This window comes from Streptomyces sp. NPDC092370 (assembly GCF_044755265.1).
In the GTDB taxonomy this organism is placed as follows: domain Bacteria; phylum Actinomycetota; class Actinomycetes; order Streptomycetales; family Streptomycetaceae; genus Streptomyces.
The window spans coordinates 309921-321259 of record NZ_JBIVQO010000003.1; the positions used below are offsets into that span (position 1 = coordinate 309921).

General features: G+C 72.2%; 8 protein-coding genes. 6 read left to right on the top strand and 2 right to left on the bottom strand.

Annotation, left to right across the window (positions count from 1 at the left end; translation table 11 throughout):
- Positions 1-123: 123 nt before the first annotated feature.
- Positions 124-3180 carry an AfsR/SARP family transcriptional regulator gene (locus ACIQHQ_RS12630; RefSeq protein WP_402611924.1) on the bottom strand — a complete coding sequence of 1019 codons (3057 nt, stop codon included), beginning with the start codon at positions 3178-3180 and terminating at the stop codon, positions 124-126.
- Between the two features lie 226 nt (positions 3181-3406).
- Between ACIQHQ_RS12630 and ACIQHQ_RS12635 the strand changes: the two genes are divergently transcribed.
- From ACIQHQ_RS12635 to ACIQHQ_RS12660, 6 genes are all read left to right on the top strand, one after another.
- Positions 3407-4648, top strand: a complete 1242-nt coding sequence (locus ACIQHQ_RS12635; RefSeq protein WP_402611925.1) for an amidohydrolase family protein — start codon at positions 3407-3409, stop codon at positions 4646-4648.
- A 14-nt stretch (positions 4649-4662) separates the two neighbouring features.
- Positions 4663-5565 (top strand): TIGR03619 family F420-dependent LLM class oxidoreductase, encoded by a 903-nt coding sequence (locus tag ACIQHQ_RS12640; RefSeq protein ID WP_402611926.1) that lies wholly within the window; start codon positions 4663-4665, stop codon positions 5563-5565.
- Between the two features lie 9 nt (positions 5566-5574).
- Positions 5575-6345, top strand: a complete 771-nt coding sequence (locus tag ACIQHQ_RS12645; protein ID WP_402611927.1) for an SDR family NAD(P)-dependent oxidoreductase — start codon at positions 5575-5577, stop codon at positions 6343-6345.
- 97 nt (positions 6346-6442) lie between these two features.
- Entirely contained in the window at positions 6443-7561 is a 1119-nt protein-coding gene (locus ACIQHQ_RS12650; RefSeq protein WP_402611928.1) for an LLM class flavin-dependent oxidoreductase, read from the top strand.
- 113 nt (positions 7562-7674) lie between these two features.
- On the top strand, positions 7675-9405 hold the full coding sequence (locus ACIQHQ_RS12655) for an amidohydrolase family protein (RefSeq protein WP_402611929.1): 1731 nt from the start codon (positions 7675-7677) through the stop codon (positions 9403-9405).
- Complete coding sequence (locus ACIQHQ_RS12660) at positions 9402-10853, top strand: aldehyde dehydrogenase family protein (RefSeq protein WP_402611930.1); 1452 nt, start codon at positions 9402-9404, stop codon at positions 10851-10853. The genes ACIQHQ_RS12655 and ACIQHQ_RS12660 overlap by 4 nt, the downstream gene beginning before the upstream one ends.
- A 6-nt stretch (positions 10854-10859) precedes the next feature.
- Here ACIQHQ_RS12660 and ACIQHQ_RS12665 read toward each other — a convergent pair whose 3' ends face one another.
- A complete protein-coding gene (locus ACIQHQ_RS12665; protein WP_402611931.1) occupies positions 10860-11252 on the bottom strand; it encodes a nitroreductase/quinone reductase family protein in 393 nt (130 codons plus the stop codon).
- Positions 11253-11339 lie beyond the last annotated feature (87 nt).

Consider the following 11339-nt stretch of genomic DNA (forward strand, 5'->3'; position numbering starts at 1 on the left):
CGCTCGCCCCGAATGATCAGGGCGAGGCCCGCGCGGTGACCCGTCTGCCCCCCGACGCGACGGATCGACTGCGTCCATCATGGCGTGCGGCGATAAACGAATGATGAACGCACCGACGGGCCCTCAGGCCGCCTGCACCGGGGACAGCAGCGCACGCACCTCGGCGGCCTCCGGCGAGCCCAACTCCTCGTAGATCGCGGCCGCTTCCTGCCAGCAGACCTGGGCCCGGCCGGTCTGGCCGATGCCGCTGAGTGCGCGCCCGAGGACCGTGAGGACGTTGCCCCGCCGCCACTGTCCGCCGATGCCGCGCAGCACCGTGAGGGCCATCTCGGCGTTGGCGGCGGCCCGTGCCGCGCGCCGGGCGGCGAGATCCACCTCGGCCAGCCGGAACAGGCTCATGCCCTCCCACAGGCGCTGCCTGCTGTCGCGGAACACCTCCACCGCCTCCTGGAGCCGGTCGGCGGCCTTGCCCAGCTCCCCGCTCTGGGTGAGGGCGAGCCCGAGGGCGTAGCGGGCGTTCGCACCGCGCATGGAGTTGCCCATGCCGTCGTAGATGTCGATGCCCTCCTGGGCCAGCGCGACCGCGCTCTGGGTCCGCCCGGTCGCGAGGTGGATCCGGGAGAGGTTGCAGAGCGCGGCGGCCTCGCCGGGGCGGTCGCCCAGGGCCCGGAAGTGCTCGATGGCCCGGGAGAGGTGCTCCTCTCCGTCCGTGTGCCGGTTCTGGTAGAGCGCGATGATGCCGCGGGCGTTGCGCGCCCAGCAGACGGGGAGCAGGTCGTCGGACTCCTGCGCGAGCAGGATGGCCCGCTCGGCCTCCTCCTCGGCCCGTTCGAAACGGCCGCTCACGTGGTGGACGTTGACGAGCGTCATCAGCGCGCGTGCTTCCGCCCGCCCGAGGCCGTGCGAGCGGGCCGCGTCGACGAGCGCCCCGGCCGTCGCCTCGTACTCCTTGGAGTTGGCCCCCGACTCGGAAAGGTCGTGCGCCGCCCACAGCAGGTCGATCGCCCGGGGGAGGGTCTCCGGCTGCCCCGCGGACTGCCGTACGCACGCGAGGAGACAGATGGCCTCCGCGTACAGCCAGTCCTGTGCCGCGTGCCGGTCGTCGAACCGCAGCCCCGGGTACGACGTGGGTTCCAGATGGTGCACCAGCCGGTCGCCCGGCCGCTCGATCGCGTACACGCGCGCCGCGGACGCCAGGTAGAAGTCCAGCAGCCGGGACAGCGCCGAGCTCCGTTCGCTCGGGGACAGTTCATCCCTTTCCGCGCAGGCACGCGCGTAGAGCCGCACCAGGTCGTGGAAGCGGTAACGGCCGGGGGCGGCCGATTCGAGGAGGGAGGTGTCCACGAGGGACTCCAGCAGGTCCTCGGTGTCCTCGAGCGGCAGGTCCAGGACCGCCGCCGCGGCGGCCAGGGAGATGTCGGGGCCGTCCGCCAGGCCGAGCAGGCGGAACGCGCGGGCCTGGGCTGGCTCCAGCTGGCCGTAGCCGAGCTCGAAGGTCGCCTTGACGGCCAGGTCGCCGGCCTGGAGTTCGTCCAGGCGGCGGCGTTCGTCGGCGAGTTTCACCGCGAGGACCGACACCGTCCAGGTACGGCGGGCCGCCAGGCGGGACGCCGCGATGCGGATCGCCAGCGGCAGGAAACCGCAGGCCGCCACCACGTCCAGGGCGGCCTTCCGTTCGGACGCCACCCGCTCCTCACCCACGATCTTCGTGAACAGTGCGAGCGCCTCGTCCGGTGACATCACGTCGAGGTCGATCAGATGGGCCCCGGCCAGGTCCACCATCCGCATCCGGGAGGTGACCAGTGCGGCACAGCCGTCCGTGCCGGGCAGCAGCGGACGTACCTGGGCGGCGTCGCGGGCGTTGTCCAGCAGAACCAGCACCCGGCGCCCGGCCAGGACGGAGCGGTACAGGGCCGCGCGTTCCTCCAGGGAGTCGGGGATCGCCGAGTCGGCCGTGCCGAGGGCGCGCAGGAACGAGCCCAGGACCGTCTCCGGTTCCGCCGCACGGGCGCCCGCGCCCTGGAGGTCGACGTACAGCTGCCCGTCCGGGAACGCCGCGCGGGCCTGGTGCGCCACGTGCACGGCGAGGGTCGTCTTGCCGACGCCGCCGATGCCGGCCAGGGCCGAGACCGCCATGACCCGGCCCTCGGCGGAGGCGAGGATGTCGCCGAGCTCGCGGACGAAACCGGAGCGGCCGGTGAAGTCCGGCACCGTCGCGGGCAGTTGTGCCGGGCGGACCGGGACAGCGGCCGGTTCGGGGGCGGGGGAGGAGGGCTCCGCCAGTGAGGGGTCCGCCTGGAGGATCCGCTGTTGCAGTTCGCTCAGGCCGGGGCGCGGGTCCACACCGAGTTCGTCGGCGAGCAGCCGCCGGGTGTCGGCGTACACGGCCAGGGCCTCGGCCTGACGGCCGCTGCGGTAGAGCGCCAGCATCAGGAGCTCGCGGAGCCGTTCGCGCAGGGGGTGCGCCGCGGTGAGGGCCGTGAGCTCGGAGACCGCCTCGGCGTGGCAGCCCTGCTCCAGGTCCATGTCGAGGCGGGATTCCAGGAGCTGGAGCCGCCACTCCTCCAGCCGGACACGCTGGGCCTCCGCATAGGGGCCGGGCACACCGGCCAGGGTCTCCCCCTCCCACAGGGCGAGGGCGCGGCGCAGGGTGGTGCGGGCGTGGCAGAGGTCGCCGGCGGAGCGGGCCTTCTCCGCCTCCGTCGCCAGGTCCTGGGCGACGGTGAGGTCCAAGGCGCCCTCGGCCAGCCCCCGGATCGCGTAGCCGCCGGACTCGCTGACCAGGACGGCGCCGGCGGTGGTGCCGGTGCCGCCGGACCGGCGCCCTTCGCCGCCCGGGGACAGCACCTTGCGCAGGCGTGAGGCGTACGTCCGTACCGCCGCCAGTGCCTGCGAGGGCGGTTCCTCGCCCCACAGGGCGTCGATCAGCTCCGCCGCCGTGGCGGTCCGGCCCTCGCGCAGCAGCAGGGCGGCCAGCAGGGCGCGTTGCTGGGGGGATCCGGTGGTGACCGGCTCGTCACCGCGCCGCGCGCGCACGGGGCCGAGCACGCTGAAGCGCAGCGCCTTGGAGTCCCCCGGCTCCGTGAGCCCTTCCGGCGTCGCCGGCTCCGGCGATGTCGACGCGTGGTCGGGACGCCGCTGCTCCGGTACGCGCGGCACACCGTCCGGTACACCGTCCATGAAGTCCCCCTAGACATCCTGAGCAACCACGCCAGTTTGCCTTGTTGACGGCGGATACGTCAGCCGTGGGAGACACCGATCACAGGGCGGCGCACGGGAGACCACCAGGTCTGCACACACTCTCCGCATGTGCCGGGCCGGACCGAGTGGATCACGCCATCACGGCCGGAACCGGCCCCCGTACGCATAGCTGACGCCCCGTCAGATCAGCGCTACCGTGAGCGCCATGGACACCCACGACAGCACCTTTCCGCTGATCATCTCCGTGGACGACCACACCGTGGAGCCCGCGAGCGTCTGGCAGGACCGGCTTCCGGAGAAGTACCGGAGCGCCGGGCCGCGGATCGTCCGGGCTCCCGTGAAGGAGATGACCTTCCTCGGAGGCCGCTTCAAGCCGGTCATGGGGCAGCCCGGGGACGACGGTCCCGTCGGGGACTGGTGGGTCTACGAGGATCTGCGCCGGCCCCTGACCCGGCTCGACACCGCGGTCGGGTACGACAGGGACGAGATCCGGCTCGAAGTCATCACCTACGAGCAGATGCGGCCCGGTTCCTACGACGTCACCGAGCGGCTGGCCGACATGGACGTCAACCACGTCCAGTCCGCCCTCTGCTTCCCGACGTTCCCGCGCTTTTGCGGCCAGACCTTCACCGAGGCGAAGGACCACGAGCTGGGCCTGCTCTGCGTGCGCGCCTACAACGACTGGATGGTGGAGGAGTGGTGCGGCCCGGACGCGCACGGGCGGCTCATACCCCTGCCTCTCATCCCCCTGTGGGACGCCGAACTGGCGGCGGCCGAGGTCCGGCGCAACGCCGCCCGCGGCGTCCGTGCGGTCGCCTTCTCCGAGATACCGCCGTTCCTCGGGCTGCCCTCCATCCACACCGACGGCTGGGACCCGTTCCTCGCCGCGTGCGACGAGACCGGCACGGTCGTCGCCATGCACATCGGCTCCAGCAGCCGCATGCCGTCCACCTCCGCGGACGCCCCGCCCGCCGTCGGCTCCACCATCACGTACGCCAACTGCTGCTTCTCCATGGTCGACTGGCTGATGAGCGGCAAGTTCGAGCAGTTCCCGAACCTCAAGGTCATGTACGCGGAAGGCCAGATCGGCTGGATCCCCTACATCCTGGAACGGGCCGACGTGGTGTGGGAGGAGAACCGCGGCTGGGGCGGCGTCGCCGACAAGGTGCACCGGCCGCCGTCCGAACTGTTCGCCGAGCACGTCTACGGCTGCTTCTTCGACGACGCCTTCGGACTGCGCAACCTCGACTCGATCGGCGTCGGCAACGTCCTCTACGAGACCGACTACCCCCACTCCGACTCCACCTGGCCCAAGTCCCGCGAGGTCGGCGAGGCGCAGATGGGGCACCTGGAGCCGGAGGTCGTGGAGCGGATCGTGCGGGGCAACGCCATCGAACTGCTCGGGCTGACGGCCGAGGGCCTGTGGCCGGGCGGCGGCGCGCGGTGAGCCTGCGCTACGGGATGCAGCTTCCCGTCCAGTCGCAGAGCACCCTCTACGCGGAGGGGTGGGAGGCGGCGGCCGGGCCCGCCGACCTGCTGGAGATCGCCCGCGCCGCCGACCGGGCCGGATTCGACTACCTGGCCGCTTGCGACCACGTCGGCATCCCCCGCCGGCTCGCCGCCGCCATGAGCACCGTGTGGTACGACCCCGTCGCCACGCTCGCCTTCCTCGCCGCCGCCACCGAACGGATCCGGCTGCTCAGCCATGTCGCGATCGTCGGGCTGCGGCACCCGCTGCTCACCGCCAAGCAGTACGCCACCCTCGACCACCTTTCGAGCGGTCGCCTGATCCTCGGCGTCGGGGCAGGGCACGTGCCGGAGGAGTTCGAGGCCCTGGGCGTCGACTTCCGCCGGCGCGGGGCCGTGCTCGACGAGTGCGTGGACGCCCTGCGCGCCGCCCTCGGGCCGGAGGAGTTCCCCGAGCACCACGGCAAGCTGTACGACTTCGAGGGGCTCGGGCAGCGGCCCCGGCCGGTGCAGGACCCCGTTCCCCTGTGGGTCGGAGGCTCCTCGCCCGCCGCCCTCCGGCGGGCCGCCCTCAAGGGCGACGGGTGGCTGCCGCAGGGGGATCCGAGGGACCGGCTGCCCGCGCGGATCGCCCGCATCGGGGAGCTGCGTGAACAAGCCGGCGTACGGGGCCCGTTCACGGTGGGCGCCATCACCGAGCCGCTGTACGTCGGCACGCCCCGGTGGGACGTGGGGCGCCGGACCCTCACCGGCGGGCCGCGCGAGCTCGCCGAGTCGCTGCGGGCGTACCGCGCGATGGGCGTGCACCAGATCCAGGTGCGGTTCCGCAGCCGGAGCGGCGCCGAACTCGTCGACCAGATCGCGGCGTTCGGCGCCGAGGTCGCCCCCGAGCTGTGAGGAGACCCCATGGGAAAGCTGGACGGACGGGTCGTCATCGTCACCGGGGCCGCACGCGGCCAGGGCGAGCAGGAGGCGCGGCTGTTCGCGGCCGAGGGGGCCCGGGTGGTCCTGGCGGACGTCCTCGACGACCAGGGCGAGGCCCTCGCGAAGGAGATCGGCGGGCGGTACGTCCGTCTGGACGTGGGGCGGGAGGGCGACTGGCGGTCCGCCGTCGCCGCCGCCAAGGACGCGTACGGCCACGTCGACGGGCTCGTCAACAACGCCGGCATCCTGCGCTTCAACTCCCTCCTCGACACCCCCCTCGACGAATTCATGCAGGTCGTCCAGGTCAACCAGGTGGGCTGCTTCCTCGGCATCAAGGCGGTCGCCCCGGAGATGGCCGACGGGGGCACGATCGTCAACACCGCATCCTGCACCGGCCTGACCGGGATGGCCGCGGTGGGCGCCTACGCGGCGACCAAGCACGCCGTGGTCGGTCTGACCCGGGTCGCCGCCCTGGAGCTGGCCGGGCGGGGGATACGCGTCAACGTCGTCTGTCCGGGGGCCGTCGACACGGCGATGTCCAACCCGGCACGGCTCGACCCGGACGCCGACCCGGAGGAGACGGCGAGAGGGCTCGACCGGCTGTACCGCAAGCTCGTGCCGCTGGGCAGGGCCGGGCGGCCGGAGGAGGTGGCCAGGCTCGCGCTGTTCCTCACCTCGCAGGACTCGTCGTACATCACGGGGCAGCCGTTCGTGATCGACGGCGGCTGGCTGGCCGGTGTCAGCGTCATCTGACGTTCCATCGGCTATTGACGCTCATGAGGGCCGGTGGAACAGTCGGACCCAACGATCTGACGCACCGTCAGAACTGACTGTGGGGCGGTGAACCTCCTTGGAATTCGGCATCTTCGTTCAGGGATACGTCGGCAAACGGGCCGAGACCGACCCGCTCGCCGAGCACAAGGCGCTGATGGAGGAGACCGAGTACGTCATCCAGGCGGACAAGTCGGGCTTCAAGTACGCCTGGGCCTCGGAGCACCACTTCCTGGACGAGTACTCGCACCTCTCCGCCAACGACGTCTTCCTCGGGTACCTGGCGCACGCGACCGAACGGATCCATCTGGGCTCGGGGATCTTCAACCCGCTCGCCCCGGTCAACCACCCGGTGAAGGTCGCCGAGAAGGTCGCGATGCTCGACCACCTCAGCGGCAACCGCTTCGAGTTCGGCAGCGGGCGGGGCGCCGGATCGCACGAGATCCTCGGGTTCATGCCGGGCGTGACCGACATGAACCACACCAAGGAACTCTGGGAAGAGACGATCGCCGAGTTCCCCAGGATGTGGCTCCAGGACGAGTACCAGGGCTTCCAGGGCAAGCACTGGTCGCTGCCGCCGCGGAAGGTCCTGCCGAAGCCGTACGGCGCCTCGCACCCGGCGATGTGGTACGCGGCCGGGTCGCCCCCGTCGTACGCCATGGCGGCGAGGAAGGGCCTCGGGGTGCTCGGCTTCAGCGTGCAGAAGGTCTCCGACATGGAATGGGTGCTGGAGCAGTACAAGACGGCGATCGTGGACGCGGAGCCCGTCGGGGCCTTCGTGAACGACAACGTGATGGTGACGACCACGGCCATCTGCGCGCCGACCCACGCCGAGGCGGTGCGGATCGCCGCGAGCGGGGGGCTGCACTATCTGCCCTCACTGGTCTTCCGCTACCACGACACGTTCCCCCGGCCCGAGGGGTTCCCGGTGTGGCCGGAGACGCTGCCGGAGTACACCGAGGAGCTCGTGGAGGTGCTGATCGAGGAGGAGCTGCTGATCTGCGGGGACCCGGACGAGGTGCTGCGGCAGTGCAAGCGGTGGGAGCAGGCCGGGGCCGATCAGCTGAGCTTCGGGCTGCCGGTGGGGGTGCCGAAGGAGGAGACGCTTCAGACGATCCGGCTGGTCGGGGAGTACGTGATTCCCAAGATCGATACCGATCCCGTGCATCGGACGTCGCGGTTCCGCGGGGTGGGTTGAGCGTGCGGTGGCGAGTGCGGGCGCGTCGTGGCCGGCCGCGCCCACGCGGCGGAGCCGCACATCGGCACAGTCCCGCGCCCCTCAGGCGTCGTACTCGAGGGAGTTGAGTCGTCATGCTCGATCACGTCATCACAGGGGCGACCGTCGTCGACGGGACCGGTGCGCCCGGCTACACCGCCGACGTAGGCGTCAAAGACGGCCGCATCGCCGTCATCGGCCGGGTCACCGGGGAAGCCCGGACCACCGAGGACGCCACCGGGCTCGTCCTCACTCCCGGCTTCGTCGATCCCCACACCCACTACGACGCCCAGCTCTTCTGGGACCCGTACGCCACGCCGTCCCTCAACCACGGGGTCACCACCGTCGCCGGCGGGAACTGCGGGTTCACGCTGGCGCCGCTGCATCCCGATCGACCCGAGGACGCCGACTACACGCGGCGGATGATGTCCAGGGTCGAGGGCATGGCGCTGGTGGCGCTGGAGGAGGGGGCGCCCTGGAGCTGGCATTCCTTCGGGGAGTACCTGGACGCCCTGGAGGGGCGGATCGCCGTCAACGCCGGGTTCATGGTGGGGCACTGTGCGCTGCGGCGGTACGTGATGGGGCCGCGGGCCGTCGGCGGGCAGCCGACTCAGGAGGAGCTCGCCGCGATGGTGCGGTTGCTGCGGGAGTCCATGGACGCCGGGGCCTGGGGGCTGTCCACCACCCAGTCGACCAGCCACTCCGACGGCGACGGGCAGCCGGTCGCCTCGCGGCATGCCCGGCCGGCCGAGCTGCTGGCGCTGTCACGGGCCGTCGGGGAGTGTGAGGGCACGCAGATCGAGGCGATCGTCGCGGGCTGTCTGGATCAGTTCAGTGACGCGGAGATCGACCTGTTCGCGGAGATGAGCGCGGTGGCCGGGCGGCCGCTGAACTGGAACGTGCTGACGATCGACGCGGCCGTCCCCGAGCGGGTGCCCCGGCAGTTGCTGGCGAGCGAACAGGCGAGGAAGGCCGGCGGCAGGGTCGTGGCGCTGACCATGCCGATCCTCACGCCGATGAACATGTCCCTGGGGACGTTCTGCGCGCTGAACCTCATCCCCGGGTGGGGGCCGGTGCTCGGGCTGCCCGTGCCCGAGCGGATCGAGAGGCTGCGGGATCCGGACGTGCGGGCCGAGCTGCTGCGGCGGGCCCGTTCCAAGGAGGCGGGTGTCTTCCGGCGGCTGTCGAACTTCGGCCGGTACGTCATCGGCGACACCTACAGCGAGGCGAACGCCGGGCTGACCGGGCGCGTGGTGAAGGACATCGCCGAGGAGCGCGGCCAGGAGCCCTTCGCGTGCCTGGTGGAGATCTGCGCCAACGACCAGCTCCGTACGGTGCTGTGGCCGATGCCGACCGACAACGACCCGGCGTCCTGGGCGCTGCGGGCTCAGACCTGGCAGCACGAGGACGTGCTGCTCGGCGGGTCCGACGCGGGTGCCCATCTGGACCGGATGTGCGGGGCGCCGTACACGACCCGGTTCCTCGGGGACTGCCTGCGGGGCAGGAAGCTGGTCGGTCTGGAGCAGGCCGTGAAGATGCTGACCGACGACCCGGCCCGGCTCTTCGGACTGCGGGAACGGGGGCGGATCCGGGAGGGCTGGCACGCGGACCTGGTCCTGCTCGACCCGCGGCGGATCGACGCGGGCCCGGCCACCCTGGTGCACGACCTGCCGGGCGACAGCCCGCGGCTGGACTCCCGGGCGCTGGGCGTGCGGGCCGTCTGGGTCAACGGGGCCGAGGCGATCCGGGACGACGTGGTGACCGGGGCCGTACCGGGCCGGGTGCTGCGCTCGGGGCGGGACACGGAGACGGTGAGCACGCGGTGACGGCACGGCAGTCGCTGTTCGTCGGCGGCGCCTGGGCGGAGCCGGACGGCGGGCACTACGCGGTGATCGACCCGGCGACCGGGCAGACCGTCGGGTGGGCGCCACAGGCCTCGCGGGATCAGGTGCTCGCGGCCTGCGCCGCCGCCCGCGAGGCCTTCGGGCCGTGGTCGCGCACTGCGCCGGAGGAGCGGGCGGCGGTGCTCGGGCGGGCGGCGGGGATCATCGCCGGCCATCTGAGGGAGTACGCGGAGCTGGCCCGGGCCGAGACCGGCGCGACCACCGGCACGGCCCGGGCCATGCAGGTCGGGGTCGCCGCCGCCCGCTTCCGGCGCTACGCGCGCGTGGAAAGCGCCGAGTGGGCGATCCCGCCGCAGATCAACGAGGCCGGGCCGATGGGGAAGGCCGGCGTGATGGGTGCTCTGGCGATCCGGCAGCCCGTCGGGGTCGTCACCTGCATCACCTCGTACAACAACCCCTGGGCCAACCCGGCCGGCAAGGTCGCGCCCGCCCTGGCCATGGGCAACACGGTCGTGGTGAAACCTGCCCCGCAGGATCCCCTGTCGGTGTACCGGATGGCTCAGGCACTGGAGGCGGCCGGAGTGCCCCCGGGCGTGGTGAACGTGGTCGGCGGCCCGGGCGGCGAGACCGGCGAGGCGGCCGTGGCGTCACCGGACGTCGACATGGTCAGCTTCACCGGCTCCACGGCGGTCGGGCAGCGCATCGCCGAGGTGTGCGGGCGCGGCATGAAACGGCAGTTGATGGAGCTGGGCGGGAAGGGCGCGGCGGTCGTCTTCGACGACGCCGACCTCGCCTCGGCCGTGGCCGGGATCGGCACCACCTTCTCCTTCTACAGCGGGCAGATCTGCACGGCACCGACCCGGGTGCTGGCACAGCGCGGGATCCACGACCGGCTGGTCGAGGGACTGGCCGCCTACGCACGCCGGTTGAAGGTCGGTGATCCGCGCGAGCCGGACACCGTGGTCGGGCCGGTGATCTCGGCGGCGCACCGGGACCGGGTGGAGTCGTACGTCGAACTGGGCCGGAAGGAGGGCGCGGTGGTGGTGGCGGGCGGCGAACGCCCCGATCTGCCCCACGGCTTCTACGTCGCCCCGACCCTGCTGGCCGGCTGCCGCAACGACATGCGGGTGGCCCGCGAGGAGATCTTCGGGCCGGTGGTGGCCGTCATCCCCTTCGACGACGAGGAGGAGGGCGTCGCACTCGCCAACGACACCGACTACGGGCTCATCGACTACGTCTGGTCGGGTGACGTGGCCCGGGCCTTCCGGGTGGCGCGGCGGCTCAGGGCCGGCGGGGTGGGGGTGAACACCGTCGGGCGGAACATGGAGGCGCCCTTCGGCGGCTTCAAGCGCAGCGGCGTCGGCCGGGACGTCGGCAGTTACGCGCTGCACGCCTACAGCGAGGTGCAGGCGATCGTCTGGCCGGGCTGACGCGCCTCAGCCGTCCAGATCCACCCGTACGGTCAGCAGGTTCGTCCCGAGGACCCGCACCCCCATGCTGTTGACGCGGGGCAGCGCCCGCAGCCGCGCCACCGGGTCGTCCTGCGGCATCAGATGCGCGGTGCCCTCGTGCCACCGCCCGCGGATGCGCACCCGCACCCGCGGATCGGCTTTGATGTTGCGCACGTACTGCGACCGTTCGCCGAACTCCGACACCAGCCAGAAGGAGCCGCCGACGCGGCGTCCGCCCACCGGCGTGCGACGGGGCAGCCCGGAGACGCGGCCCGTCGTCTCCAGGACCGTCTGGAGGGGGAGGCGGCGCAGGAACGGGTTGAGGCGGCGCTGGAAGGCCGTGGTCGCCCGGAACCTCAGGTCGGCGCGTCGGGACATCGTCGATGGTCTCCTTCACACGAAGCTCTCACAGAACGCGCGATGGTTCCTGCTTCAATGATCCCAGACGCGGCATCGAGGAGAGCG

What these genes read in the sequence shown, in the direction of transcription:
- ACIQHQ_RS12630 (WP_402611924.1), bottom strand. Translation starts at nt 3,180, where the DNA reads ATGGACGGTGTACCGGACGGTGTGCCGCGCGTACCGGAGCAGCGGCGT.
- ACIQHQ_RS12635 (WP_402611925.1), top strand. Translation starts at nt 3,407, where the DNA reads ATGGACACCCACGACAGCACCTTTCCGCTGATCATCTCCGTGGACGAC.
- ACIQHQ_RS12640 (WP_402611926.1), top strand. Translation starts at nt 4,663, where the DNA reads ATGCAGCTTCCCGTCCAGTCGCAGAGCACCCTCTACGCGGAGGGGTGG.
- ACIQHQ_RS12645 (WP_402611927.1), top strand. Translation starts at nt 5,575, where the DNA reads ATGGGAAAGCTGGACGGACGGGTCGTCATCGTCACCGGGGCCGCACGC.
- ACIQHQ_RS12655 (WP_402611929.1), top strand. Translation starts at nt 7,675, where the DNA reads ATGCTCGATCACGTCATCACAGGGGCGACCGTCGTCGACGGGACCGGT.
- ACIQHQ_RS12665 (WP_402611931.1), bottom strand. Translation starts at nt 11,252, where the DNA reads ATGTCCCGACGCGCCGACCTGAGGTTCCGGGCGACCACGGCCTTCCAG.